The 26,061-nt window shown below is 62.5% G+C and carries 27 protein-coding genes; 10 read left to right on the forward strand and 17 right to left on the reverse strand.

Going from position 1 to position 26,061, the window contains the following annotated elements:
- Nucleotides 1–84 precede the first annotated feature (84 nt).
- Nucleotides 85–570, reverse strand: coding sequence for an MFS transporter (locus ESZ53_RS04920; RefSeq protein ID WP_210403837.1), 486 nt, complete (start codon nucleotides 568–570; stop codon nucleotides 85–87).
- Between the two features lie 69 nt (nucleotides 571–639).
- Between ESZ53_RS04920 and ESZ53_RS04925 the strand changes: the two genes are divergently transcribed.
- Together ESZ53_RS04925 and map are read left to right on the forward strand one after the other, a co-directional pair.
- Nucleotides 640–1,266, forward strand: a complete 627-nt coding sequence (locus tag ESZ53_RS04925; protein WP_129071804.1) for a TetR/AcrR family transcriptional regulator — start codon at nucleotides 640–642, stop codon at nucleotides 1,264–1,266.
- Nucleotides 1,263–2,030 (forward strand): type I methionyl aminopeptidase, encoded by a 768-nt coding sequence (map, locus tag ESZ53_RS04930; protein WP_129071805.1) that lies wholly within the window; start codon nucleotides 1,263–1,265, stop codon nucleotides 2,028–2,030. Before ESZ53_RS04925 ends, map begins: the two co-directional genes overlap by 4 nt.
- A gap of 26 nt (nucleotides 2,031–2,056) precedes the next feature.
- On the opposite strand, the gene ESZ53_RS04935 is transcribed toward map, so the two are convergent.
- From ESZ53_RS04935 to ffh, 7 genes are all read right to left on the reverse strand, one after another.
- The gene (locus ESZ53_RS04935; RefSeq protein WP_129071806.1) at nucleotides 2,057–2,665 is read right to left on the reverse strand and encodes a hypothetical protein; all 609 of its coding nucleotides are present in this window, start codon (nucleotides 2,663–2,665) and stop codon (nucleotides 2,057–2,059) included.
- Nucleotides 2,666–2,708: 43 nt separating this feature from the next.
- Entirely contained in the window at nucleotides 2,709–3,395 is a 687-nt protein-coding gene (gene trmD / locus ESZ53_RS04940) for a tRNA (guanosine(37)-N1)-methyltransferase TrmD (RefSeq protein ID WP_129071807.1), read from the reverse strand.
- 16 nt (nucleotides 3,396–3,411) lie between these two features.
- Complete coding sequence (rimM, locus tag ESZ53_RS04945) at nucleotides 3,412–4,056, reverse strand: ribosome maturation factor RimM (protein ID WP_246837390.1); 645 nt, start codon at nucleotides 4,054–4,056, stop codon at nucleotides 3,412–3,414.
- A 3-nt stretch (nucleotides 4,057–4,059) separates the two neighbouring features.
- Nucleotides 4,060–4,296, reverse strand: a complete 237-nt coding sequence (locus ESZ53_RS04950; protein ID WP_100388591.1) for an RNA-binding protein — start codon at nucleotides 4,294–4,296, stop codon at nucleotides 4,060–4,062.
- 3 nt (nucleotides 4,297–4,299) lie between these two features.
- A complete protein-coding gene (gene rpsP, locus ESZ53_RS04955) occupies nucleotides 4,300–4,749 on the reverse strand; it encodes a 30S ribosomal protein S16 (protein ID WP_129071808.1) in 450 nt (149 codons plus the stop codon).
- 195 nt (nucleotides 4,750–4,944) lie between these two features.
- Entirely contained in the window at nucleotides 4,945–5,727 is a 783-nt protein-coding gene (locus ESZ53_RS04960) for an LLM class F420-dependent oxidoreductase (RefSeq protein WP_129071809.1), read from the reverse strand.
- Nucleotides 5,728–5,815: 88 nt separating this feature from the next.
- Nucleotides 5,816–7,378 carry a signal recognition particle protein gene (ffh, locus tag ESZ53_RS04965; RefSeq protein ID WP_129071810.1) on the reverse strand — a complete coding sequence of 521 codons (1,563 nt, stop codon included), beginning with the start codon at nucleotides 7,376–7,378 and terminating at the stop codon, nucleotides 5,816–5,818.
- A 285-nt stretch (nucleotides 7,379–7,663) separates the two neighbouring features.
- Here ffh and ESZ53_RS04970 point away from each other — a divergent pair, with 285 nt between their 5' ends.
- The 3 genes from ESZ53_RS04970 (at nucleotide 7,664) to ESZ53_RS04980 (ending at nucleotide 10,065) form a co-directional block, all read left to right on the forward strand.
- Complete coding sequence (locus tag ESZ53_RS04970) at nucleotides 7,664–8,467, forward strand: DUF4352 domain-containing protein (RefSeq protein WP_129071811.1); 804 nt, start codon at nucleotides 7,664–7,666, stop codon at nucleotides 8,465–8,467.
- Between the two features lie 138 nt (nucleotides 8,468–8,605).
- A complete protein-coding gene (locus ESZ53_RS04975; protein ID WP_129071812.1) occupies nucleotides 8,606–9,487 on the forward strand; it encodes an LLM class flavin-dependent oxidoreductase in 882 nt (293 codons plus the stop codon).
- Nucleotides 9,488–9,543: 56 nt separating this feature from the next.
- Nucleotides 9,544–10,065, forward strand: a complete 522-nt coding sequence (locus ESZ53_RS04980; RefSeq protein ID WP_129071813.1) for a gamma carbonic anhydrase family protein — start codon at nucleotides 9,544–9,546, stop codon at nucleotides 10,063–10,065.
- Nucleotides 10,066–10,111: 46 nt separating this feature from the next.
- Here ESZ53_RS04980 and ftsY read toward each other — a convergent pair whose 3' ends face one another.
- Complete coding sequence (ftsY, locus tag ESZ53_RS04985) at nucleotides 10,112–10,981, reverse strand: signal recognition particle-docking protein FtsY (protein ID WP_129071814.1); 870 nt, start codon at nucleotides 10,979–10,981, stop codon at nucleotides 10,112–10,114.
- Between the two features lie 55 nt (nucleotides 10,982–11,036).
- Between ftsY and ESZ53_RS04990 the strand changes: the two genes are divergently transcribed.
- On the forward strand, nucleotides 11,037–11,600 hold the full coding sequence (locus ESZ53_RS04990; RefSeq protein WP_129071815.1) for a histidine phosphatase family protein: 564 nt from the start codon (nucleotides 11,037–11,039) through the stop codon (nucleotides 11,598–11,600).
- On the opposite strand, the gene smc is transcribed toward ESZ53_RS04990, so the two are convergent.
- Nucleotides 11,597–15,223 carry a chromosome segregation protein SMC gene (smc, locus tag ESZ53_RS04995; protein WP_129071816.1) on the reverse strand — a complete coding sequence of 1,209 codons (3,627 nt, stop codon included), beginning with the start codon at nucleotides 15,221–15,223 and terminating at the stop codon, nucleotides 11,597–11,599. The two genes, ESZ53_RS04990 and smc, sit on opposite strands and share 4 nt — an antisense overlap.
- 207 nt (nucleotides 15,224–15,430) lie before the next feature.
- On the opposite strand from smc, the gene ESZ53_RS05000 reads away from it, so the two are divergent.
- Nucleotides 15,431–16,501, forward strand: coding sequence for a GNAT family N-acetyltransferase (locus ESZ53_RS05000; protein WP_129071817.1), 1,071 nt, complete (start codon nucleotides 15,431–15,433; stop codon nucleotides 16,499–16,501).
- Nucleotides 16,502–16,504: 3 nt separating this feature from the next.
- Here ESZ53_RS05000 and ESZ53_RS05005 read toward each other — a convergent pair whose 3' ends face one another.
- From ESZ53_RS05005 to ESZ53_RS05025, 5 genes are read right to left on the reverse strand one after another with little or no spacing between them, the layout of a single operon-like run.
- Nucleotides 16,505–16,801 carry a chorismate mutase gene (locus tag ESZ53_RS05005; protein WP_210403838.1) on the reverse strand — a complete coding sequence of 99 codons (297 nt, stop codon included), beginning with the start codon at nucleotides 16,799–16,801 and terminating at the stop codon, nucleotides 16,505–16,507.
- Nucleotides 16,802–16,831: 30 nt separating this feature from the next.
- Complete coding sequence (gene mutM / locus ESZ53_RS05010; protein ID WP_129071818.1) at nucleotides 16,832–17,728, reverse strand: bifunctional DNA-formamidopyrimidine glycosylase/DNA-(apurinic or apyrimidinic site) lyase; 897 nt, start codon at nucleotides 17,726–17,728, stop codon at nucleotides 16,832–16,834.
- Nucleotides 17,729–17,733: 5 nt separating this feature from the next.
- Nucleotides 17,734–18,435, reverse strand: a complete 702-nt coding sequence (rnc, locus tag ESZ53_RS05015) for a ribonuclease III (RefSeq protein WP_129071819.1) — start codon at nucleotides 18,433–18,435, stop codon at nucleotides 17,734–17,736.
- Nucleotides 18,436–18,460: 25 nt separating this feature from the next.
- On the reverse strand, nucleotides 18,461–18,664 hold the full coding sequence (gene rpmF / locus ESZ53_RS05020) for a 50S ribosomal protein L32 (protein ID WP_129071820.1): 204 nt from the start codon (nucleotides 18,662–18,664) through the stop codon (nucleotides 18,461–18,463).
- Nucleotides 18,665–18,666: 2 nt separating this feature from the next.
- Nucleotides 18,667–19,254 carry a DUF177 domain-containing protein gene (locus ESZ53_RS05025; protein WP_246837391.1) on the reverse strand — a complete coding sequence of 196 codons (588 nt, stop codon included), beginning with the start codon at nucleotides 19,252–19,254 and terminating at the stop codon, nucleotides 18,667–18,669.
- A gap of 264 nt (nucleotides 19,255–19,518) precedes the next feature.
- On the opposite strand from ESZ53_RS05025, the gene ESZ53_RS05030 reads away from it, so the two are divergent.
- From ESZ53_RS05030 to ESZ53_RS05040, 3 genes are read left to right on the forward strand one after another with little or no spacing between them, the layout of a single operon-like run.
- Nucleotides 19,519–20,550: a putative F420-0 ABC transporter substrate-binding protein gene (locus ESZ53_RS05030; RefSeq protein ID WP_129071822.1), complete on the forward strand. Its 1,032-nt coding sequence runs from the start codon at nucleotides 19,519–19,521 to the stop codon at nucleotides 20,548–20,550.
- On the forward strand, nucleotides 20,543–21,553 hold the full coding sequence (locus ESZ53_RS05035) for a putative F420-0 ABC transporter permease subunit (protein ID WP_129071823.1): 1,011 nt from the start codon (nucleotides 20,543–20,545) through the stop codon (nucleotides 21,551–21,553). The genes ESZ53_RS05030 and ESZ53_RS05035 overlap by 8 nt, the downstream gene beginning before the upstream one ends.
- Nucleotides 21,550–22,383 carry an ABC transporter ATP-binding protein gene (locus ESZ53_RS05040; RefSeq protein WP_129071824.1) on the forward strand — a complete coding sequence of 278 codons (834 nt, stop codon included), beginning with the start codon at nucleotides 21,550–21,552 and terminating at the stop codon, nucleotides 22,381–22,383. The genes ESZ53_RS05035 and ESZ53_RS05040 overlap by 4 nt, the downstream gene beginning before the upstream one ends.
- Nucleotides 22,384–22,393: 10 nt before the next feature.
- On the opposite strand, the gene ESZ53_RS05045 is transcribed toward ESZ53_RS05040, so the two are convergent.
- Nucleotides 22,394–24,703 (reverse strand): DUF3488 and transglutaminase-like domain-containing protein, encoded by a 2,310-nt coding sequence (locus tag ESZ53_RS05045; RefSeq protein WP_129071825.1) that lies wholly within the window; start codon nucleotides 24,701–24,703, stop codon nucleotides 22,394–22,396.
- Nucleotides 24,690–26,060, reverse strand: a complete 1,371-nt coding sequence (locus ESZ53_RS05050) for a DUF58 domain-containing protein (RefSeq protein ID WP_129071826.1) — start codon at nucleotides 26,058–26,060, stop codon at nucleotides 24,690–24,692. Before ESZ53_RS05050 ends, ESZ53_RS05045 begins: the two co-directional genes overlap by 14 nt.
- Nucleotide 26,061 lies beyond the last annotated feature (1 nt).

Below are 26,061 nucleotides of genomic sequence, written 5' to 3' on the forward strand. Positions count from 1 at the left end.
GATAAGAAAAGTTGTGCTTCAAGCGGTTACGACGCCCTCATGGCAGAGTCGTGCGCGAGCACAATCGACAATTCTGCCACACATTCAGTCGAAAGTGCGATTCTCTTCTGCTTCGAGGATGATGACCCGACCGTTGTCAAGGTTCTCCCCGGGCCGCGATGGGCGTTGGGCGTCGCGCTCGAAGCCCTCCACGAGGCTCGTGAAGCGATTGCGGGTCTCGGTCACTAGCTGCCAGAGTGCGATCCAGAACGCAGCAATAGCGACGATCACGATGAGCGCGGCCGGGAATGGGGCATCCACAAAGCCGTAAATGATGATGGCTGCATGCCACACCGCGAGCACCCCGGCATCGATCCACGAAACTCGTTTCGAATCACGCACACTCTTGCGGGCGACCGTGAGCCCCGCGATGGCGAGAAGGGCGAAAGCCAAGATCGGGCACAGGATGAGGAACAGCACAAAATCCCAGCCGACGCTCGAACCATAGATGCCGCGGGCAATCAATACCCACAGCGGCAACAGGATTACCGCGATGAACTGCCAGTAGTAGAACGCGCGCCTAATCATCATGGTTCTCAGGGTATCTTCGTTGTGATCAGGAATGCTGAGAAGCATCAGACCGAAAGACCAGGTATCCCCGTGCCCAACCCCGCGAACGTTCGCACCGAACCAGTGCAGCAGCGGAGTGCAGAACGAATCAGCGTGCTTCTCGACGCCGCTGCCGTGCTACTCGACGAAGTCGGTATCGACGCGCTCACAACCAGCGATGTATCGAAGCGGGCGCAGTCGTCTGTCGGCGTCATCTACCGCTACTTCCCCAACATCCAGTCCCTGCTTCGCGGTCTTGCCGAGCGCAACTTCGACAAGTACCGCGCTGGGCTCTCGGCCACGCTCAATAAGCGCGCCACCAGCGCGCTTGACGCCCTCAATATTGCGATCGACGTTTATATTGAGCTCTGCCGCACCGAACCCGGTTTTCGGGTGCTGTCATTCGGCAACATCATCGACCGCCGTTTCAACGTCGACCGCAAGAGCAACAACACCGCGCTGGCCGAGATCTTGACCGACCTTCTGGTGACCACCTACGAGGTCCCCGCGACGGATGCTCTCGCTTTCGATATCGAAGTGACGGTGGAAATCGCCGATTCACTCCTCGAGCGTGCATTCTTGTATGACCCGCGCGGTGAAGAACCCTTCATCATTAAACTTCGAGAGTTCATTGCGCAACTTTTGGCACCGCATACGAAAGAGGCAGTTACCCCATGATCGAGTTGAGAAGCCCCGCCGAAATCAATGAGATGAAGGCCGCGGGCGAGTTCGTGGCCAGCGTACTGACCGCCACCCAAGCGGCCACCAAGGTGGGTACTAACCTGCTCGAGATCGATGCCTTGGCCCACAGCATGATCCGCGAACGTGGCGCCGAGAGCTGCTACATCGACTACCACCCCTCGTTCGGCGCTTCGCCGTTCGGCAAGGTCATCTGCACTTCGGTTAACGACGCCGCCCTGCACGGGCTCCCCCACGACTACACGCTGAAGGATGGCGACCTCGTGAGCCTCGACTTCGCGGTAGCGGTTGACGGTTGGGTCGCTGACTCGGCCATCACTTTCGCCGTGGGCACTCCCCGTGACGAAGACCTCAAGCTCATGGATGCCACCTCGCGCGCGCTCGACGCCGGCATCGCCGCCGCCATTGTTGGCAACCGCATCGGTGCCATCTCGGCCGCGATCGGAGACGTCGCCTATGGCGCTGGCTACGAAGTGAATCTCGACTTCGGTGGTCACGGTGTTGGCCGCGAAATGCACGGCGACCCGCACATCCCGAACGACGGCAAGGCACGCCGCGGCATGCCGCTGAAACCCGGTCTCGTGTTCGCGATCGAGCCTTGGCTCATGATCGGCACCGACGACATCTACACGGATGACGACGGCTGGACTCTGCGCAGTGTTGACGGCTCTCGTGCCGCCCACTTTGAGCACACCGTCGCGGTTACCGCCGACGGCCCGCTCATCCTCACCGCGCGCAAGTAGGCATCCTCAGACGCGCGTCGGCCCCGCTAGTTCTGAGCGCCGGCGCGAACTTCGAGCTGGATCGGCGGCACTGTTGCCGTGTAATCCCAGCTGCCTTCGCTGTTGGTCCCCGCCTGCGGGATCGCAAACAACACGTCATAGGTAGTGGTGTCGGTGCAGCCAGTGGAGTCGGGGTGCGTTTCATGACCCACGCGAAGACTGCCGGGCTGCGGGAGCACCCAAACGGCGATGAGTTCGCACGACTGCACCTCAGTCGTGACGACCATATCGGCACCGCCGAGAGTGGCCGCTAAGTCTCCACGTGCCTGAGCTACGTCGTCGTCGCTAGCATCGGTGAGCACCTCCACGGAGGGCCAGGCATCTACCGAGACCGCTGACTGTGTGTAACCGCTCGGCAGCGGGTACGCGGCCAGATCGGCGAAGGTAACGTCGTCAACGGTCATCCGTCGCGTCGTCAGGGTTGAATCGCTTGACTCCCCCGCACCGCCCTCAGAACTCGAGGTGGATGCGGGCCCCGGCGTCGGAGAGTCAGCCGACGAGTCGACTTCTTCGGTCGCTGTCGCGGTGCACCCGGCGAGCAGGGCAACGGCAGCAATCGCGGCGAAGAAGGAACCGCGCGTCGATCGGAAAGTCATGGCTCCATGCTTTCACACGCACCCCAACGGGGTGAAAGTTGTACTACTCGCCGTCGGGCAGAAGATCGGGGCGCACCCGACGAGTGCGCTCAAGTTGCTGCTCGTGGCGCCAATCGGCAATGGCCTTGTGGTTACCGCTCAGCAGCACGGCCGGCACGGAACGCTCACGCCACGTCGACGGCTTCGTGTAGCTCGGGTATTCGAGGAGGCCATTTTCGTGGCTCTCTTCGGTGAGACTTTCGGGATTTCCGACAACACCGGGCACAAGGCGACCGATTGCTTCGATCATGGCCATCGTGGCGACTTCGCCACCGTTGAGCACGTAGTCGCCCAGACTAATCTCGCGAACACGAACCGTGGCTGCGGCGTAGTCAATGACGCGCTGATCGATACCTTCGTAGCGGCCGCACGTAAAGACGAGATGCTTCTCCTGCGCCAACTCGCGGGCTGCTGCCTGCGTGAAAGGAACCCCGGCAGGCGTGGGAACGATGACAACCGTTTCGGGCGTGAGGGTGGCATCCAGCGCTTCTCCCCACGGCTCGGGGCGCATGACCATGCCCGCGCCTCCGCCGTACGGAGTGTCGTCGACCGTGCGGTGACGATCGTGCGTGTAGTCGCGCAGATCGTGCACGCCGAGCTCGATGATTCCACGCTCACGCGCTTTACCGAGGAGGGAGATATCAAGCACCCCGAAGAAATCCGGGAAGATCGTCAGAATGTCGATGCGCACTCGTCGACCCTTACTGTTAGTCGGATTCGGTGGAGTCAGTTACGTCAGCGTCGGCGGGCTCACTGGGAGCCGAACCAGCGGCCGGGGTCTCGTCAACCGAAGCGTCATCGGCGATCTCCTCAAAGAGGCCGGGCGGAGGTGTAACAACCATCTCGCCTGCGTCGATATCGACGCTAGCCACAATCGACTTCACGAACGGCACCAAGACATCGCCGTTCTCGGTCGTAACCGTCAGCAAATCTTGCGCGGGGAAATGATCAACCTGCGCGAGCGTACCGACTTGCTTGCCGTCACGGATGACTTTGAGCCCGATGAGCTGGTGGTTGAACCACGCATCATCTTCTGGTGCCTCGTTGGGATCGTGATCGATCCAGAGAATAGCCTTCACAAGCTTTTCTGCAGCGCTGCGGTCGGGAATTCCTTTGAAGAACGCCACCGGCTGCGCGTTAAACCACTTGAGCTCGATGAGCTCAAGTGTCTTTCCATGCCACGGAGAACTCGTGGGCACTTGGAGAGAAAACACGGCGCCCGGAACGAAACGACGTTCCGGGGCATCCGTGTACATCTCAACCTTGATCGCTCCCTTAAGCCCGTGAGCTTTCGTCAAGCGCCCCACTCGCAGCTGTGTGCGACCTTCGCGGGGAATCTTTGTTTCGCTCACTGGCTAGAAGTCAGTGTCGACGACGTCGACGCGCACCTTGCGACCATCGGCCAATGCCGTGATCAGCGTGCGCAGAGCTTTCGCGGTGCGACCAGAGCGACCGATAACACGGCCGAGATCCTCTGGGTGCACGCGAACCTCGAGGAGGTCACCGCGCTGCGTGTTCTTCGCAACGACCTGGACCTCGTCGGGGTGGTCAACGATTCCCTTGACGAGATGTTCTAAAGCGGGAGCGAGCAATTGCTAGGCCTTGTCTGCGTCGGCGGCAGGTGCTTCAGCAGCAGCCTCGTCAGCGACAGGCGCTTCAGCGGCAGGTGCTTCTTCAGCCTTAGGCTCAGCCTTCTCAACCTTCGGCTTGAGAACAGGCTTCTTCTTTTCGTCAGCCTGGAACTCAGCCTTGGCTTCCTTCACCTTGACGGTGCTTACAGCGCTCTTGTCACCCTTGAACTGGCCCCAGTCGCCGGTCAGCTTGAGGATTGCCTCAACCTGCGGGCTAGGCTGCGCGCCAACGCTCAACCAGTACTGTGCACGCTCGGACTCGACCTCGATGAACGAGGGCTCCTCGGTGGGGTGGTACTTTCCGATTTCTTCGATGACACGACCATCGCGCTTCTTGCGCGAGTCGGCAACGACGATGCGGTAGTAGGGTGCACGGATCTTGCCCATGCGCTTCAAACGAATCTTTACAGCCACAATTCTCCTGATTTAAATGTTTATTGGTGGCGAACCGCTAGCCGTGAGCGTGGGGGCACACTCGGCAGAAAAGCTCTAGTGGATTCCATCCGGGCCTGATTAGAGGGTCGGGCTACGGAGGACTCAACCGCCTATTCTGCCAGAGTTTTGCCCGCTTGGGGAACCGATCGCCAATAAAGCCCCGAAGAGGTGCCGTTATCCGTTCTGCGCGTCTCGCCAGGCGAGCCACTGCTTCGTCGCCGTGAGGTCGTATTCGGGGCCAGAAACGCCCAAAGTGAAGAGCGTGATGCCCTGCTCACGCATGCTGTCAGCATCTTCAACGCTCTTGTTGCGCAGTTCGTTAGAGATCTCGATCTCATTGATGTTGCGGCCGACCGCGTCACAGTGGCCGGCGAGAACATCGAGCTTATGAACGAGTTCATCACCGGTCGCGAAGCTGTGCCAAATATCGGCGTGCTTGGCTACGAGCTTGAGGGTTTTCTTCTCTCCGCCACCACCGATCAATACCGGAATCTTGCGCGTCGGTGCAGGGTTGAGCTTGGCCCAGCGCGACTCAATGCGAGGCAAAGCTTCGGCGAGAGCATCCAACCGTGACCCAGCGGTGCCGAACTCGTAGCCGTACTCCTGGTAGTCGCGCTCAAACCAACCCGAGCCAGTACCGAAGATGAAACGGCCGTCACTGATGTGATCGAGGGTGCGGGCCATATCAGCCTGCAGGTCGGGATTGCGGTAGCTGTTGCAGTTCACGAGGGTGCCGAATTCGACACGGCTCGTCATCTCGGCCCAGGACGCAAGTTCTGTCCATGCTTCAAAGTGGAGCCCGTCTGGCTCGCCAGACAGCGGAAAGAAGTGATCCCAGTTGAACAGAATGTCAACGCCCAGCTGCTCGAGCTCTTTTACGCGATCGCGAATAAGCGAATATTCAGCGTGCTGGGGTTGAAGTTGAACGGCAATACGAACGGGGCGGCTCTGTGTCATAGCTCCACAATATCCCTAGCGGGAGGCACAGCGAAGAGCGCGCTCGTGCGCACAGACTCCGGTGTGATCGTTCGGCAACTCGCCCGCACTAGCGGCCGAGGAACTTCTGCAAACTCTCGAGCTCTTCTGGCGACGGGCCACCAGCGGCAGGCTTCGAGCCGCCGAGACCGAAGCCTGAACCAGACGGAGCTGAAGGAGCGACCACGCCCTCGGCACGGGCGGCATCCTCCGCCGCACGCTTGGCCGGGTTGCCCGACTTTGAGCCCTTCTTCTTCTGATTCTTCTTCGCGGACTTTCCACCGTGACCACCGGGAATCGGCCCCATACCCGGAATCTGCGGCATACCGCCCTTGGCGACAGTTTTCATCATCTTGGACGCCTGCTCGAACCGGTTCACGAGAGCATTAACCTCGGTGACCGTCGTTCCCGAACCGCGGGCGATACGCACACGACGAGATCCGTTGAGGAGCTTCGGCATCGTACGTTCTTGCTTGGTCATCGACTGAATGATGGCCTCGGTGCGCGTGATCTCTGACTCATCGAAGTTGTCGAGCTGCTCGCGCATGCCCTTGGCACCGGGGAGCATACCCAGCATGCCCTTGATCGACCCCATGTTCTTGAGTTGCTGCATCTGCTGCAAGAAGTCATCGAGCGTGAAGCTGTCGGTGGCGAACTTTTCCGCGACCTTGCGGGTCTCTTCTTCGTCGAACGTTTTTTGGGCCTGCTCGATGAGGGTGAGGATGTCACCCAGGTCGAGGATGCGGCTGGCCATGCGGTCGGGGTGGAATGGCTCGAAGTCATCGAGACCCTCACCCGTGGAAGCGAACATGATCGGGCGCCCGGTGATGGACGCGACAGACAGTGCTGCACCACCGCGAGCATCGCCATCGAGCTTCGAGAGCACGACACCGGTGAAGTCGACGCCCTCTTGGAAGGCACGAGCGGTCGTAACAGCGTCTTGACCGATCATGGCGTCAATAACGAAAAGAACTTCGTCAGGATCAACAGCCTTGCGGATGTTGGCGGCCTGCTTCATGAGCTCGGCATCCACACCGAGACGACCAGCGGTGTCAATGATGACCACATCGTGCTGCTTGTCTTTGGCGTACTTCATGGCCTGCTTGGAGACCTTGACCGGGTCTCCCTTGCCATTGCCGGGCTCAGGAGCGAAGACCGCAGCACCAGCCTGCTCAGCGACAACCTGAAGCTGAGTGACTGCGTTGGGGCGCTGAAGGTCGGCAGCTACCAGCAGCGGCGTGTGGCCATCAGCGGCGAGCCACTTGGCAAGCTTTCCCGCGAGCGTCGTCTTACCGGCACCCTGAAGTCCCGCGAGCATGATGACCGTCGGCGGGTTTTTCGCGAACTGGATGCGGCGAGCTTCGCCACCCAGAATCGTGACGAGTTCGTCGTTGACGATCTGCACGACCTGCTGAGCGGGGTTCAGCGCACCCGAAACCTCGTGACCGAGAGCGCGTTCGCGCACGCGCCCGGTGAACGCTTTAACAACCTCGAGCGCAACGTCAGCATCGAGCAAAGCGCGGCGAATCTCACGAACGGTGCCATCGACATCCGCTTCGCTGAGCTTGCCCTTGCCGCGCAGGTTCTTAAAGGTATCCGCGAGGCGGTCGGTGAGATTTCCAAAAGTGGCCATGATGCCACCAGTTTATCCGGCGAGGAGCGATCCATGAACCCCGGCGGTAAAGGTGGAACCTGGTCGCCTGTCGGCGTTTTCAGCCGTTACCTAGTTTATTTGCGGCAAGGTCACAGCGCGCAGGGGTTGACATCGGCCCGAAGTGGGGGGTGCTCTGTGCTTGCATGGCATCCATTTTTGGAGCCATACTCACAATGTCGTTGCCAATGGGTACTGATACCCCGCACGATTTTTCCCACAATTGTGGACAACCAACTCACAGCAAATCCTCGGAGGCTGCACCGCATGACTACGCCCGAAACAAATCCCGAAACGACACCAGAGACACCTGCCGCGCCTACTGCGCCTGCCGCACCCGCCGCCAAGAAGGCGCGCAACACTTTGGGATTGGTTGCACTCGGTCTTGCCGTTTTCGGCGCGCTTCTCGCCGTAATCCCGGCGACCAACGGTTTTTCGTGGGTCATCCTTCTCGGTGCGTTTATCGTGTCGATCGTCGCGCTGACCCGCAAGGGCCAGGGCAAGGGAATGGCTCTCGTCGCACTGATCGTTAGCTTCCTCTTCTGGATCATCTCGATCTTCGTCGGAATCGCCGTTGTTGCCACCGCAGTCAGCGAAAGCATCGATGATGCTCCCTCAATCTCCGCACCGAGCACGTCGGACGAAGACACCGATGAAGCTCCCGCTGAAACGGATGCGATTGCTGGCGTGGGTGACACGGTGACGACTGACGACGGTGCAGAAATCACGCTTCTGAGCGTCACACTCGACGCAACTCCTCCCGATGACTACCTCATTTCGGAAGTTCGCGGAACGCTCGTGGCCGTCAGCATGTCGATGACCAACGGCACCAACGAAGCAATCTCTATCTCGGAAAGCTCCGTAGCCGGCTTCATTGGAGATGCCGAATATGAAGCGGCTGTTGTTTACGGTACCGAAAGCAACGAGTGGTACGTCTACGAAGAGATCAACCCTGGACTTGAAGCCAACTTCACCGCATACATCGATGTTCCCGCCGACACAGAACTCGATCTGGTCTCTTTCAAGACAGACCTCTTCTTCGGCGACGCGGTCACGTTCGTCGCAAAGTAGAAACTAACGACGGAACACCTGGCGTGGGGCTGTGCAGTCAATGCACGGGCCCACGCCATTTCGCTGTGGGGGTCACGCGCAGCCCTCACCGCGAAGCGACTCCACAACGCCGACAGGGGCTCGGAGTAGGCTGAGAACGTGAGACACGGAATCGTCATACTGCCCCAACAGCCGTGGGCTGAAGCCCAACATCGCTGGATTCAAGCCGAAGAAATGGGCTTCGATCACGCGTGGATTTACGACCACCTGTCGTGGCGTTCCCTCGCCGATGAGCAGTGGTACGCCACCCTCCCCACTCTCACGGCAGCCGCGAGCGTCACGAACCGCATCGGGCTCGGCACCTTTGTGGCCTCGCCCAACTACCGGCATCCGGTTCCCTTTGCCAAAGAACTCGCGACGCTCGACGACGTGAGCGCTGGCCGTTTTCTGCTCGGCGTCGGTTCGGGCGGCACCGGTTTTGACGCTACCGTGCTCGGCCAGAACGAGCTCACGCCTCGCGAGCGCCATGCTCGCTTTGAGGAGTTCGTGCGCGGGCTCGACGAGCTGCTGCGCTTCGAAGACCCCGGTAGTGGCGGCATCAGCTTTAGCGGTGACTGGTTCACGGCCGTCAATGCTCGGATGGTCGGTGCCCCCGCCCAGCGACCGCGCATGCCGTTCGTGGTCGCCGCCGAAGGCCCTCGCGGTCTACGCCTCACCGCCGAACTGGCCGACGGCTGGCTCACTCTCGGCCGTACCGCCGACACACTCGACGAGTGGTGGCAGGTTGTCGCCGACACCTCCGCGCGGATGGATGAGGCCCTCGAAAAGGCGGGCCGAGCATCCGACAGCCTCGATCGTTATCTCAATCTGGATGGCGCACCCCAGTTCAGTGTAGAAAGCGTCGACACGTGGGAAGACGCCGTCGGTCGCGCCGACGCGCTCGGCTTCACCGACGTGATCGGGCACTGGCCCCGCGCCGACGGCATCTACGCCGGCAACGAAAGCGTCATGGTCGAGATCGCCTCGCGCTTCTCGCACTAACGGCTCCTCTCGACAGTTGCGTCTCGCTGCGGCAGCTCTCGCGCTAACTTAGAGGCATGACTGCTCTTATCGTGACTCTCGCCGGACACACGCCCCAGATTGCCGCCAGCGCTTTCGTGGCGCCCAACGCCACTCTCATCGGTCGAGTCACGCTCGCCGAAGGCGTCGGCATCTTCTATGGCGCAGTGCTGCGCGGTGACACCGACGCGATCACCATCGGTGAGGGGTCGAATCTGCAAGACAACGTCTCGGTGCACTGCGATGAGGGCATCCCCACAACCGTTGGTTCAGGAGTGAGTGTCGGACACGGCGCTGTGCTGCACGGCTGCACCGTCGAAGACGACTGCCTCATCGGCATGAGCGCGACCGTGCTCAATGGTGCTGTGATCGGAACCGGATCCCTCGTTGCTGCGGGCGCCGTCGTGCTCGAAGGCACCATCATTCCGCCCGGCTCGCTCGTGGCCGGAGTGCCCGCCAAGGTTCGTCGCGAACTCAGCGATGAAGAAAGAGCCGGCGTTCGCGAGAACGCGGCGCACTACCTCGAGCTGTCTGCCGCGCACAAGGCCGCCAACAACTAGTCCGCTGGCTTCTGGCCCGTCAGCGACCAGCGCGGCATTGCTGTTGTTAGCCGACCAGACCCTGCACGTACACGTGCGGGGTGAAACCGGTGAGATCGTTGATGCCCTCGCCCTGGCCGACGAGCTTGATCGGGATGCCCGTGCGCTCCTGAACCGCGAGCACAAAACCGCCCTTCGCTGAGCCATCGAGCTTGGTGATGACAAGCCCGGTTACCCCAGCGTGCTTGATGAACGCTTCTGCCTGAGCGACACCGTTCTGGCCGGTAGTGGCATCGAGAACGAGCAGCACCTCGGCAATCTCGGTCTGCTTTTCGACAACGCGACGGATCTTTCCTAGTTCATCCATCAGGCCGCTTTTGGTCTGCAAGCGACCTGCAGTATCGATGATGGCGATGTCGATGCCTTCGCGCTGAGCGCGCTCCACGGTCTGGAATGCGACGGATGCCGGATCCTGGCCCTGCTGCTGAGGACGCACGATCGATGCTCCCCCGCGCTCAGCCCACGTCGCCAGCTGCTCAACAGCAGCGGCGCGGAACGTGTCTGCTGCACCCACGACTACCGAGCGGCCGTGGCCGACGAGAAACTTCGTGAACTTGCCGATCGTGGTGGTCTTTCCGACGCCATTGACACCGACGACCAGCACGACCGCGGGGCGGGCGCTGAGAGTGAGCGTCGGGTCGAGGCGGGCGAGACGTTCCTCGAGAGTTTCGCGCAGCATCCGTTTCAAGTCGGCGGGGTCGTCGGTGCGATACTTCGCCACGCTGGCGCGCAACTCATCGATGACGGACTCGGTGATGTCGGGGCCAAAGTCGGCCGAGATCATTGCGTCTTCGAGATCGTTCCACGTTTCGGCGTCGATCGTGTCGCGCGCGAACATAGATTTGAGTGCGCCCGAAAGCGACCAGGATGCTGCCATGACTACAGGTTAAGGCAGGTGCATGCTGCTTCCCTAACCGCGCTAGGGTTTTTGAATGCTCTCACTGATTCGTCACGGCCAAACTAACTGGAACGCTGAAGGCCGCATGCAAGGCTCTAGCGACATCCCCCTCAACGACATTGGTCGCCAGCAGGCGCGGGAAGCGGTGGAAGTACTGCGCGGCACTGACTGGGACGTCATCGTCAGTTCGCCTCTGCAGCGCGCCCGTGAAACAGCCCAGATCATCGCGGATGGCCTCGGTCTGGAGCTCGGCCGCAGTTACGACCTCCTCATCGAACGCAACTATGGCGAAGGCGAAGGCCTCACCAAGGTGGAGATCGACGCACGCTGGCCCAACAATCCGGTGTATCCCGGACTCGAATCCCTCCATAATGTCGTGGAGCGCGGAATCGAAGCTCTCAACAAGGTCACGCACGACTACCCCAACAAAAAGGTCATCATCGTGTGCCACGGCACGATCATTCGCTACACACTCTCGGAACTGGCAGGCCGAGACTTCGACCAGATCATCAACGGCTCGGTCTCGACCGTGGAAAAGCTGCACAGCGGCTGGTGCGTACACACCGTCAACGGCGAACCGCTCAAGCGCATCGACTAACTCGCGTCGGCCGCGGCGGACTCTTTGGCGACGCGCTGGCCCACCACGGCGCTGATGCCGTCGGCGCGCATGCTGACGCCGTAGAGAGCATCCGCAATTTCCATGGTGCGCTTTTGGTGTGTGATGACGATGAGTTGACTCGTTTGGCGCAGGTCTTCGAAGATCGCGAGCAGGCGACCGAGGTTGGCATCGTCGAGCGCGGCCTCGACCTCATCCATGATGTAGAACGGGCTCGGGCGTGCCTTGAAGATGGCGATCAGCAGCGCGACGGCGGCGAGTGATCGCTCACCACCGCTCAGCAGTGACAGCCGTTCGATCTTCTTGCCGGCGGGCTTCACCGTGACGTCGATGCCGGTCGTGAGCAGGTCATCCGGGTTAGTCAAGAAGATGCTGCCGGTGCCGCCCGGGAACAGCACGGGGAAAACCTCGTTGAACGCGTTCTTGGTGTCCTCGAAGGCACTAGCAAAGATCGTCTGCATCTTGCCATCGAGTTCTTCGATAATCGTCAGCAGGTCCTTGCGGGTGTTCGTGAGGTCGGTGAGTTGCTCGGTCAAGAACTTGTGACGTTGCTCGAGCGCATCGAACTCTTCGAGGGCGAGCGGGTTCACGCGTCCGAGACGCGCGAGTTTACGCTCGGCCTTCTGCAGGCGAACCTGTTGCTCGGCGCGGACGAAGGGGCGACCGGATGCCGCGGGTTCGGCATTCCTGTCGGCGCCTGAGTCGGAGGCGCTTTCGTCGGCGTCGCGGCTCGGTTCGGCCGAAGGTTCCGCGTGGTTTCCGTTCTCGTCGTGGTCGCTCACGCGGTCGTCAGGAACGAGCACCTCGGGGCCATATTCCGCCACGAGTACATCTTCGACGAGGCCAAGTTCTTCGCCCGAACGCTCGAGGAGGCTTGAGAGGTGCAGCTTCTTTTCGTAGATCTGCATCTCGAGGCCGTGAACGCTGTCGCTGACGGCCGAAAGCCGTTCACGCAGCGCTGATTCTTCGCGGCGCAGCGCGGAAAGTTCTTGGTTCTGGGCCGAGCGTTCGGCTTCCTTCGAGGCGAGCGAGACGCGCGCTTCGGACAGCGATCGATCAACGGAGTCGAGCACCGCCGGCAGCATCTCAACGACCTTTGTGGCGGATGCCATCTGTCGTTGACGAATCACGGCCAGTCGAGCTTGCTCTTGCGCTGCTTCGCGCTCGCGCACAAGCTGGGCGGCGAGTTGTTCGGCGCGTGCACGCTCGGCGCGCACCCGCTCGCGGATGGTCTCCATCTGGATGCGCAGTTCGACTTCGTGAGCCCGGGCGGCATCCACTTCGGCCAGCATCGGCTCGCGTTCGGAGACATCGAGCATCGGCCGCGGTGCTGCTTGGTACTTGTCGGCGGCAGTCTGGGCGCGCGCGACTTCGGTGGTGGTCTCGGCGACGGCTTCTTCGGCAACGTCGACGGCACGGGCCAGACGGTCGCACTCGGCTTGGGCTGCTTCGGCCTGGATGCGGTGGCGGCCGAGTAACTCCGATTGCGCGGCAAGTTGGGCGTCATATTCGCGCAGAGCCACGAGGGCGGCTTCGGCATCGGCCTTGGCTGAGGTTAGTTCGCGACGCTTCTCGTCGAGCTCGAAACTCGTGCGTTCGATCTGAGTGGTGACGACTCCGAGTTTGTCGGCGGCGGCATCCCGCTCGGCAACGAGTTCGAGGCGCGAACGCTTGGCGCCCGAACCACCGCGCAGCACGAACTGGGTGAGCACGTCGCCGTCGCGCGTCACGAACGTGAGGTCAGCGGCGTTGGCGAGCGAACCGTAAGCGGCGCGAGCAGCCTCGAGATCGTCGGCGATGAGCACATGGGTGAGCAGGCCGTGAACACCGTCGGGGGCAGTGACCACGTCGGTGGCGGGCACGGTGCCGGCCGCCGTTCCGAGCGCAACGGTCTGCTTCGCGGCGTTGGCCACAACCACTTCGACGCGACCGAAATCGCGCGCAGCAGACTCGGCCAGCGCATCGATGGCTGAATCGCGGTCATCGGCGAGCACAGCATCCGCGAGCGAGCCGAGAGCGGCAGCGATCGCCGCTTCGTAGCCGGGAGTGATCTTGACGTGCTCCGCTACGAGACCGCGGATGCCCGAGAGCTTGGCGGCGACGAGGGCGCTCGAGCCGTCTTTCTGATCGACAGCGAGTGATAGCGCCGAGTTGCGGGCGGCGAGAGCATCGCGCTCACGTTCGGAGACGTGGACGGCGTCGCGCAGGGTCTCTATCTCCGCTTGAACGCTAGCAACTTTGGCTTCGGCGGCTTCGTAGGCGGTATCGAGCGAACCATCGCTTTCAATTGTCGAGTTGCTCGCCTCGGCTTCGAGCGCTTCAAACTCGGCCTGCGCTGCTTCGCGACGCGCGTGAGCTTCGGCGAGCGCCTGCTGCTGACGAACGAGCTCACCCTGCGCTGCTGTGAGAGTGGAGGTGGCAACTTCGACGCGAGCGGTGAGCCCGGCGCTCTCCAGCTCGTGACGGGAAACAAGCGCACTCTGCGCGGCGATTTCCTCATCGAGCGAGTCGAGCGCGGCCTTCGCCGTGGCCGTTGCCGCAGCGGCTGCAGCGACTGCCTTTTCGGCATCCGCAACACCGGTCGCGAGTTCGTCGGCACCGGCCTTCACTTCATCGACGAGAGTCTGGCTGACGCTGTTGTTCGAGACGGGCGCATCGCTCTGCTGACCGAGCAACGAAAGGCGTTGGTTAGCCAAGTTGTAGAGGCTGCGCAGGCGTTCTTGCACCGATTGGAGGCCAAATACGATGCTGCGGGCTTCGTCGACATCGTCGCCGACCTGCGCCTGCTCAAGACGGGCTTCGCGCAATTTGTTCTGGTCGAGTTGCTCCTGCAGCACGATGCGCTGCGTCTTGCGTTCGCTTTCGCTACGGCTGAAATCGTTGATACTCGAGCGCAGTTCGACGACCTCGTCGGCGAGGAGGCGGGCGCGGGCATCCCGAACGATCGAGGCAATTGAGGCCGCCTCTTTGGCAATCTCGGCCTGCTGGCCAAGCGGCTTGAGCTGCCGACGAATCTCCCCCGCCAGGTCAGAGAGGCGGGTGAGGTTTGCCTGCATCGCGTCGAGCTTGCGCAGCGTCTTCTCTTTGCGACGACGGTGCTTGAGGATGCCGGCCGCTTCTTCGATGAAGCCGCGACGGTCTTCGGGGCTGGCGTGCAACACCGCATCGAGTTGACCCTGGCCAACGATGACGTGCATTTCGCGGCCGAGGCCGGAGTCGCTGAGGAGCTCTTGAACGTCCAGCAGGCGGCACGAGGTGCCGTTGATCGCGTATTCGCTGCCGCCGTTGCGGAACAGGGTGCGGCTGATGGTGACTTCGCTGTATTCGATCGGCAGCGCGCCATCCGCGTTATCGATCGTGAGAATGACCTCGGCGCGACCCAGCGGACCCTTCGTAGCGGTTCCGGCAAAGATGACGTCTTCCATCTTGCCGCCGCGCAACGTTTTGGCACCCTGCTCGCCCATGACCCAGGCCAGAGCATCCACCACATTCGACTTGCCCGAACCATTGGGGCCGACGACACACGTCACACCCTGTTCGAACGCAAAAGTGGTGGGCTGCGCGAACGACTTGAACCCTTTGAGGGTCAAACTCTTGAGGTACACGTCACCGCCCGGTCGTTGCTGGTCTCAGCCTTGGTCATTTCTCCGACCACGTTGCTGGCCAGAACCTTGCTATACGGTACCGGATGCGCGGGGTTCCGCGGTTCTGCCGCGCAGAACGAGTCCCCTGAGCCTCTAGCGTGCTGTGAGCTCGCGGCGTAGTCTGGTCGGCTACCTCCGTAGCGCTTACCCCCGCAGATTGGTGCGCTCATGTCAGAGATTGAGATCACGACCCTCGAGATTCCTCTCGCGCTCTCTGCCGAGGGGTCGGATGACTTCACCGCGGCGACCGTGCTGCGGAATGAGACCGACGAAGTGCTGCTGCACTACCCCGAACTGGCCTTCGACCCGGCTGTCTCGCTGGTGAGCCAGCAACCGAGCGCATTCGAGGAGCGGCGGATGCTCGTCGCCCGCGATCAGGAACGCATCGTGGGCCGCGGCGACTACAGCACCACCGTCGGCGAAGATGCCGATACCGCGTGGATCGAAGCGTACGTGCATCCGGATTATCGGCGTCGCTGCATTGGGGCCCGGCTTCTCGCTGAGCTCGAGACCGTTGCTCGGGATGCCGGCAAACGCAAAGTCCACGTGTATGTCTCGAGCCTGCCCAGCGAGGGCGCGCGCCTCGACTCCCCCACGGGCTTTGGCGCGGTGCCCCGCGACGGCGCCGGAACGCAGTTTCTCCTCGCGCAGCAGTACAGCTTCGAGCAGGTCGAACGGGTGAGCCGGCTCCCCCTCCCTATCGCCGGCCTGCACTCCCTTGTCGACGACGCCATCAAGCGCTGCAGTCGCGACTATGCCGTGCACGAGTGGGTGGGGCTGTGCCCGAAGCAGTGGCGAGACGACCTCGCGCTTCTCTACACGCGGATGAGTACGGACGAACCCAGCGCGGGGCTTGAGCCTCCCGAAGACGTGTGGACTGCAGCACGAGTAGTCGATCACGACGAACGGGAATTGGCGAGCGGGGTGACGACCGTCTACGCGGCGATCGAGCACGTCGCGTCGGGAGACTTGGTGGCGTACACCGCGCTCACCGTGCCTGTGCAAGCCGAGCGTGCGGTGCTCCAAGACAACACGATCGTTCTCAGCGAACATCGCGGCCACCGCCTTGGCAACCTGCTCAAGGTGTTGAACCTCGCGCACCTCGAACGAGTCGCGCCCGGGCATCCGTCGGTCATCACCTACAACGCTGAGGAAAACCGTCACATGCTCTCGGTCAACGAGGCCGTGGGCTTCGTGCCTATCGGATACGAGGGCGCCTGGAAGAAAGAGTTGCGCTAGCCGTCAGCCTCGATGGTGCTCAAGCTCCAGCGCAATAAACGAAGCGATGAGTGCGCGATAGGTCTTCTCGACGACATCGGGCGACGCCCCCGCTTCATCGGCTAAGGCGCGCACCTTCGTGATGACCTGCTCGACGCGCTGTGGAGCACGGACCGCCTGTTCATCTGATTTCAACGAGCCGGCAGCGATCACACGCTTCTGGCGTTCCGCAATTAATGACACGATCTGACGATCAAGCGTGTCAATCTGAGCCCTGATCTCAGCGAGCGTAGTTGTCGAGTTCACGGCACCGGATTCCATAGTTCAACTGTAGAGCTCCGCGAACTACCCTCACCGAACGCGCTGGCAGAACTTGCAGAGGTGCGAGCCGCGGTTCATGAAGCTCTCGCGCACGACTTCGCGACCGCAGCGCGGGCACGCCCGCCCCTGCTGGCCGTAGACATTGAGCGAGTGGGCGAAGTAGCCTGACTCACCGTTCACGTTGAGGTACTGGGTGTCGAAGCTCGTGCCGCCCTCGGCAAGGGCCTTGGTGAACACCGCCCGCACTTCGGCAAGCAACTGAACGGCTTTAGCTCGACTGAGCGTTTCGGTGGGCTGGTTGTAGTGCACGCGCGCCGCCCAGAGCGCTTCGTCGACATAGATATTGCCGATTCCGCTGATCAGGGTCTGGTCGAGCAGCGCCCGCTTCACCGTCGTGCGCTTCGCCTTCAACGACCGCAAGAACTTCGCGTCGTCAAAGAACGGGTCGAGGGGGTCACGCGCGATGTGCGCCACTTGGCTTGGCACCGCGAACGCGGGCTGATCGCCGGTGGGCAGCATGCTGTCGATCGCCATCGAGCCGAAAATGCGCTGGTCGACAAAGTTGAGTCGCAAAGCGCCGTGGTCAGGATGATCGAGTTCGATCCGGATGCGCGTGAGCCGGTCATCCGTGCTCCGATCGCGCAGAAGCACCTGCCCACTCATGCCGAGATGCGTGACGAGCGCCTCACCGTGCGCCGCAGCACTGTCAGCCGCGTCGCTGTCGGCGAGAGGAAGCCACATGAACTTGCCCCGACGCTGAGGCGTCAAGAAGGTGCGGCCAGTCAGTCGGTCGATAAAGTCTTCGCTCGGCCCCTCATGGCGACGCAGCGAGCGCTCGTCGAAGATGGTGACGGATGCCGCCGTCGCGCCGGTGACGGCCGGTTCAAGCCCCGCGCGCACCACTTCGACTTCGGGAAGTTCGGGCACGCCGGTTACTTCACTGCGGCTTGGAGGATGGTCCAGGCTTCGAGCGCGGCACCCATCTCGGCGTGCTTTTTACTGGAGCCGATGCCCGACGCGATTACTTCGTCCTCGAGGCACACTTCCGCATGAAAGCGCTTTGAATGATCGGGGCCGCTGTCTTGAATGCGGTATTCCGGAGCCCCACGCCCGAGCTGGGCGGCGAGCTCTTGAAGGCTCGTCTTAGGATCCATCGCTGCACCGAACCGCTCGGGGTCGGCGAGCAGCGGTGCGACGAGGCGGAGGACGAGCGCTGTGGCTTGGTCCCCGCCGAGGTCGATATAGGCAGCACCGATGATCGCCTCAACGGTGTCAGCCAAAATGGACGGCTTTTCACGGCCGCCCGTTTGCTCTTCTCCCTTGCCCAAGCGAATGAACGCGCCAAGACCGATCAGGCGCGCAATTTCAGCAAGAGCTACGGAGGAAACGAGACTAGCCCGACGCTTGGCAAGGTCTCCCTCGTCAAGCTCCGGGTTATCGCGATACAGCTTGACCGTTACTGCCTGGCCAAGAATTGAGTCACCAAGAAATTCGAGCCGCTCGTTATGCGCGATTCCGCCGTTTTCGTACGCGAAAGAACGGTGTGTCAACGCAAGCGTGAGCAACTCGGGATCAATACTGACCCCGAGCACAGCGGAGAGCTCAGCAGGTGAGCTGGAGCCCGTTATCGCCATTTCGACTCGAGTATGTGGGGACTAGTTAAACGTCAGCGACCTTGCGGCCCTTGTACTCCATGTACAGGGGGGTGCCGGCGGAGTCTTCGACTACCTTGGCGCGGTGCGGGAGGCTGTAAACGGTCTTGCCGTTTTCGATGGTCTTAACGAGAGCGGTAGGGGTTGCCTTCCACTGGGCGCGGCGCATGCGGGTGCTGGCCCGCGACATTTTGCGCTTCGGTACTGCCATGACTAACTCTTTTCTTCTTGGGTCTCAGGGAAATCGTTCGTGTCGTTCAAGTCGTGGTCGTGCGAGTCTTGCGTGAAATCTTGGAGGCCGGCCAACGCTGCCCAGCGGGCATCGATGGGCGCTTCGTGTTCGTGTCCTGGATTATCGAGCAACCGAACCCCACACTCAGGGCACAGGCCAAGACAATCTTTTTGACAGACCGGTTGGAACGGAAGTGACAACACTACCGAATCCCGCACTACAGGTTCTAGATCGACATACTCGTCGATCACCGTGTAGTCGAAAGCTTCGTCCTCAGAATACGCGAAAAGTTCTTGAAACTCGACTCGAACAGGCAGCGTCACGTCAATCAGGCAACGAACGCACTCTGCTTGAGCTTTTCCCGAGACAACGGCATCCACGAGAACGCCATCATGAAGTGATTCATAACGGCCCTTAATGGACAGTTTCGCGCCCTTGGGAACCTCAACAACGGTGGTACCGAAGGTTTCGGGTACGACGATCTGGAGCGAGTGCTCTCTCATCTCACCGGGACGGTGCATGAGATCGCGCACCAACACGGCATACGGACTCTCGTTGATTCTAGACACGATCGTCAATTCTACCCCCGCAACGGCCTCGCTGTCGCCCCCGGTCAGTGATCGTTCAGGCTTACGACCCACGGATGAGCGGCGACGGCGGTGCGGGTCGGTGTAGGCACGAGCATCCGCCCCTCTCTAGACTGGTACAACAGACCCGTGCGCTTGGTATGGCGTGGTTGGTTTGCCCAGGATTGGGCTTCCGGTCTTCTTGAAACACTTTTCCGTTTTCGTGGCGCATCTCCGCGCCCACTTCGCCGTTTCTCGAAAGGCCTCATGTCTGTTCTTACCCGCTCTCTTTTTGCTGCCCGCCCCAGCGCTCACCGCACGAGCCGCCGTCACACCGTCGTTCGTGGTGCCGCTCTTCTCGCGGTGTCGGCTCTCGCCCTCAGCGGCTGTGCCACCGCGACGCCGGAGACCACCGCCTCCCCCGACGCCGCCGCGCAGAGCGTTGACCTCAGCAATTGCGGTTTCGACGTGAGCTTTGACTCCGCCCCCGAGCGCGTCATCACGATCAAGTCATCGACCACCGAAATGCTGCTGGCACTCGGTTTGGGCGACCGCATCATCGGAACCGCTTTTCAGGACGGCCCCGTTCCCGAGCAGTGGGCATCCGAGGCCGCTGATCTGACCTCGATCGCTGAGAAAGTGCCCAGCGAAGAAGCAGTGCTTGACCTTGAGCCTGACCTTGTCTTCGCGGGGTGGGAGTCGACATTCAGCGCAGACGGAGCCGGCGAGCGCGCTGACCTCACCGCTCTAGGCATTAACACCTTCGTCGCCCCCTCGGCCTGCCAGAGTGCAGAACAGCCCGCTCAGCTCAGCTTCGATGATGTCTTCGGAGACATCGAAACTGTGGCGTCGATCTTCCGGGTGGATGCCTCTGAAATCGTCGCAGAGCAGCGTGCGCAGTTGGACGCCATCGAGGCCAACGGCGACTCCCGCACCGCGCTGTGGTTCTCCTCAGGTTCTGACACACCGTATGTCGGCGCTGGCATCGGAGCTCCGCAACTACTACTCGACACCGTGGGCCTCACCAACATCGCCGGCGACATCGACTCGACGTGGGCGCCCTTCAACTGGGAAGCCGTCGTTGACGCCGACCCCGACTTCATCGTGCTCGTGGATGCCGCGTGGAACTCCGCCGACAAGAAGATTGAAGTTCTCGAGGCCAACCCCGCAACCGCTAACCTCAGTGCTGTGAAAGCTGGCCGTTACCTCGTAGTGCCGTTCGCGGCGAGCGAGGCTGGCGTGCGCAGCGTCGAAGCCGCCGAGAGCTTGTCGGCCCAGATTGCGGAGCTTGATGGCTAAGGTTTCCCCGCTAACTTTCGGCGCCGCCCTCGTGATCGCACTACTGGTGTCGATCACGGTGGCGGTGACGATCGGGCCTGCCGACATCCGCTTCGATGAAGTGTGGCGGTCGATTGGTAGTCACCTCGGTATTGGGGTGAGCCCGCTGAGCGAGCTTCGCGACGGCATTGTGTGGCAGCTGCGCTTGCCACGCGTGCTGACCGCCGCGGCGGTGGGCGCGGGGCTCGCGTTGAGCGGAGCCGTGATGCAGGCGATTACGCGCAACCCGCTCGCTGACCCCTATCTGTTGGGGTTGTCGTCAGGAGCCGCGCTCGGCGCCGTGTCAGTGTTGCTCTTAGGCGCTGCTGTGTTGCTTCCTCTCGCCGCCTTCGTCGGAGCGTTGCTCGCTCTCACCCTGACGTTGCTGCTCGCGGGGTCGCTGGGAGCGATCACGCCCTCGCGCACCGTCTTGGCAGGTATCGCCGTCTCGGCACTCGCCTCGGCCATCACGAGCTTTGTCATCTTCTGGAGCGTCACCGGCGACTCTTACCGCGAAGTGCTCTCGTGGCTGCTGGGCTCGCTCAGCGGAGCACGCTGGCCCGCCGTCGGCATCACCATGGTTGCCATCATCGTGATCGGGATCCCCGTGATGCTCACGGGACGACTTCTCGACTCCTTTGCCTTTGGCGACGTGCAGGCAGCGTCGCTTGGCGTGAACGTCAGCGCCACCCGCTGGGGACTGCTGGCGGCATCCGCTCTCGTCACGGGGGCCATGGTGTCGGTGAGCGGCTCGATTGGCTTTGTGGGGCTGATATTGCCGCATGCCGTGCGGCTGCTCGTGGGACCAGGCCATCGCGCCCTGCTCCCCCTCAGCGCCCTCCTCGGTGCTGTCTTTCTCGTGTGGGCTGACACTCTTGCCCGCACCCTCTTTGATCCTCGCGAGATTCCCGTGGGCATCGTCACCGCGATGATCGGAGCGCCCATCTTTGCGTTCCTGCTCACCCGGCGAAAGAGTTCCACATGAACGAGACGAGCGGTAGCGAGCACGGCACCACGGGTGGCGCCACGAGCGGCACCGAGAGCGGCCTCGTCGCGGAACGCATCAGCGTCACCACCGACGGCACCCTGCTCATCGATAACGTCGACTGCACGGTCGCGCGCGGCTCGCTCAGCGCGCTCGTGGGCCCCAACGGTGCGGGAAAGTCGACGTTACTGCGCGCTCTCACCGGGGTGCACGCTCCAGCATCGGGCAGCGTCACCTTCGGCGGCCATGATCTGCTCGGGATGCCGCGCCGCCACCGCGCCCGCCTCGCCGCGTTCGTGGAGCAAGACGCCACCACCGACACGTCCCTCACTGTGGGAATGGTTGTGGCGCTCGGTCGCCTTCCGCACCAATCACTGTGGGAGGCCGACTCCCCCGAATCCGCCGCCATCATTGCGGCGAGCCTCGAGACTGTAGAAATGACCGCGTTCCGCGAGCGCGAGTTTCAGAGCCTCTCCGGTGGCGAAAAGCAGCGCGTGATGCTGGCCCGGGCACTCGCCCAGCAGCCGCAGCTGCTCACCCTCGACGAACCCACCAACCACCTCGACATCGCCGCTCAGCTCGCGGTGCTCGAACTACTCTCGAGCCTGCGCAACACTGGCGTAACCGTTCTGGCGGCCCTGCACGATCTCTCCCTCGCGGCGAGCTATTGCGACCACGTGATCGTGATCTCCCACGGTCGCGTCGTGGCGGCGGGCGCGACCGAAACCGTACTGACCGAACAGCTGATTGCTGACGTCTACGGCGTGACGGCATCCATCTTGCGCAATCCGATCACGGGTAAGCCCGTGATCGGCTTCAGCCCGGCGTAACCGCGTCGGGCTACTTCTCGACCGCGGCTGGGTTGCGGTCGAATGCCGTGCGCGGGGCGAGTACCGCGACGATCCGGGCCTTCGACCCCACGGATGACCGTAGCGCGACGATCACACTCGACACTGCTTCTCGTCGCACCGCTCGCTGGCGCGGGCTGAACGCCGAGGCTTCCACGGCAGCAAGCACCTCCGCGAGCGCCGACGACGCTGGTCGCGGCGATTCAACCGAGGGCGCTGTCGATGGGGCCGAGCTTGTGGAGGATCCAGACACCGCCCCAGCTCTCGCAGCGACAGTCGCCATGCCGAGCTGCGTCGCTATCTGGTCGTGTTGTTGGCGCGGAGTCGCCGTCGTGGTGACGACGATTCCGAGATCGGCGGCGCTATCGCAAATTTCACGCCAAGCCTGCGCAACGTCGCCGCGAGCGACAGCCCGCAGCCGCAGCGCTCGGCGACTGACGCGGACGAGCGCAGGAACGGCTAGCAGCAGCGGGATGACGAGCAGCAACCACCACCAGGGCGAGAGCTGGCTCTGCCCCGAAACCGGCACGTCGGCGATCTCGTCACGCGGCACATCGGGGCGCGCTCCCGGGGTGGCGCTCGACGTCGGCGTCGCGGTGGGTTCGGGCTTCGACTCATCGATATCGGGAGTACTGGGGTCATCGTTCACGCTCTGCGCAAACCGAGGCGTGCTCCCTACCGAAACAGTGGGTTCGAAACGAATCCATCCGACAGTCGGAAAGTAGAGCTCGGGCCACGAATGCAGGTTGTCGGTGGTGACCGAAAAGCTGACTTCATCGGTTTCGGAGTCCACTTGTCGCTGCCCCGGAGTGAAGCCGACAACGACGCGAGCGGGAATGTCGAGGCTGCGGGCCATCGCCGCCATCGCCGAAGCAAAGTGCACGCAATAGCCACTCTGAGCAGCCAAGAATTCGCCGAGCACTTCTGCCCCCGAACCGTCGTAGTTCTCGGCGACGGGGGCCTCCTCCGAGTACACGAAGTCCCCGTTGCGAAAGAACGACTGCAGCGCCAGGGCCTGATCGAACCGTGTTGCTTCGCTTCCGGCCACCTGCTGAGCGGTTTCACTCACCACGGCCGGCAAACTTTCGGGCAGCGCCAAGTACTTCTCAAAACCGCTCTGCAGTTCGACCGGTGCGGCCTCAAGCTGTTCGATCGTGGGAGCGGGAGTGATGAACGACACCTCGTAGCTTTGATTTTTCGAGTTCGCGGATGACGATGCGACAGTAAGAGCCTCCGCGTCCCACGTCCACCCGCGCCCCGCATCCGCAATGCTCGTCGCGGCATACGGCACCGGCAGCAGCTTTCCGCGAAGCTGTTGAATCTGAATCTGCACGGCTTTGGGGATGCGAGGGATCTCGGCCGAGAGACCCGGCGCAGCCCCGAACTCGTCGACGGTGTTGGCGTCGTCAATCTCGTTCTCGGAAGGACTCCAGGTCTCGTCACTGAACTCATCGAGCGCGGCCACCCGCAGGTATTCCTCTCCCGTGTCAGACCAGTAGGTCAGTGCTGGGAGCGGTGAATCGCGGCGTAAGTCGTCGCTGAGGCTCAGGATGGGGTTCACCCCCGTGCCGATGATTCCCGGTGCGCTCGTCGCGGGCTCTGCCGGTGTGACGCTCGGGAGCAGCACAGGTACAACAAGCGCCACCGCGAGAGCCACCGCCACCGCCGGCCACGCGGAGCGAACCGTCGTATGTTCGCCCGCGACGAGAAGGATGCCGACATAGGCCAGCGCCGTAACCGCGAAACCAAGCGCATCGTGCAATTCGCTTCGCACAAACGCTGGAACCGCCAGCAGGACGAGGAGCGGGATCGCCGTGAAAGCGGGCTTACGCAGCACGAATGCGATGACATCCATCGCGACGGAAAGAGCGACGGCACCGACGCAGATCAGGAACACAATGCCGGCGTCGGCATCCGCGGGGAATCGCTGACCCTCCATTGAGTCTTGGCCCTCGGTCACCAGTCGCGCGAAACGTTCCGCTGTTCCGACGAGGGGTACGATTCCCCAGAACGCGGTGTTGGCGGCGAAGAGAACAGTGAGCGCCAACCCACCCGCGACGGCACCGATGAGGGAGCCGATCCAGGCTCGGGAGATGAGCGTGTGCGCGACCGCGGCGGCAGAGAGAACGACGAGAACTACCGCGAGGTACGGAAACCACCAGGCGCCTTCAGTAAGCACTTCGCCGAGGCTGCTCGCCCCGACGCCCAGGGCGAGAGCAAGGGTGCCGCTGAGCGACCACACCCGCACTCGTTGCTCGTGAGCGCGCACGCTGCGCGCTCGACTCGCGTCAGTTGTCGTCACGGTGTGCCTGCGACTCGGCTACGAATAGCTCCCACGCGTCACTGATGCCATCGAACGAGTGCACCGAGATCACCTTCCAGCCGGCGTCGCGCAGCTCGTCGCTGGCAGACTGCCGCGCCGGGCCCCTCGCGTGAGCGAAGTAGCCAAAACTTGACGACGATTCCACGACGAACACCACAGCCAGCACCCCGGGGAGAGCCTGCTGCGCCAAGTACGCGATGGTCTCGGGCTCGGGATGAGCGACGAGCGCCACCACTGGCCCACCCGCGCTCGTGCTCGCTACGGGTGCGCCCCACCATCCCGGCGCAGTGTCAACCGGCCCGAACGTCGCAAGGCGGGTCAAGAACTCTTGTTCTTCCGACGCGCGACGGTGCACAATCGATGCCTCCGCTAGTTGTGTCGGGCCTGTCTCGAGGATCTCAACCAAGAAGCCTTCGCGCTTCAACTGCACGGCAGCAGACGCGAGCATGCTGACTACCCACTCGAAGCGGGGGCTGCGCGTGGCCGCCGCGACGGATCCGGCTGGCTGGCGGCCGGACTCGGCGTGGCTCGCATCCGGATAACCGTTCGACCTTGTATCCACGATGATGCGTGCCTCGGGATAACTGTGCTGTTCCTCTTGGCGCACCATCAGACTGCCATGGCGGGCGGATGCTCGCCAGTGCACCCGGCGCATCGCATCTCCGCGGCGATATTCGCGTGTCATCGCGTCGTCGTCGTCGCCTGCCGAGCGACGTTGGAGCACTCGGGCCTCGCCGTCGCCCGACTGAGCGAGCAACGCCGAATGAGACAGCGCGACCACTCGCGGCGTAACAGTGAGCTCCGTAACGCTGCCCACACTCCAGCTACCGAGCGCAAGCGCGAGCGGGTCGGCGCTCTGCAACAGAAGCGGGCCAATTTCGAATACGCCTCGGGCCGCCGGGGTGAGAGAGTACGTCAGTTGGGCCGCGCTGCGGCGGTTGAGCCCACCCATCCGAGCCGACAGCGGAGGCAGCCAACCGCTCGCCGTCGCCCACGGACGCCACGGTAGACCATCGGCCCAGTGCATTCCTCGAAGACTGGTGCGCGCGAGGTTATCGACGCGCAGCGTGACGACGCTGGTGGTCCCTGCCTCCACGATTGGAGAAGCGAAACGCCGACTCACGGCCAGCGATGAGCCGCGCGAACGCACGAGAACCACCGCCATCAACGGCAGCGCGAGCGCAAAACATCCCGCATATAACAAAATCGGCATACCCGCCACATAGCCGCCCACGATCGCGAGATTACCGAGCACCACGAACGTACTTCCACGCGCGGTAAGTCGCACCACCTTCAGCGCAAGCGAGAGGGCTCGAAACGGTCGCAGGCGAGGCATC

It is taken from the genome of Salinibacterium sp. UTAS2018 (assembly GCF_004118935.1).
Classification (GTDB): domain Bacteria; phylum Actinomycetota; class Actinomycetes; order Actinomycetales; family Microbacteriaceae; genus Rhodoglobus.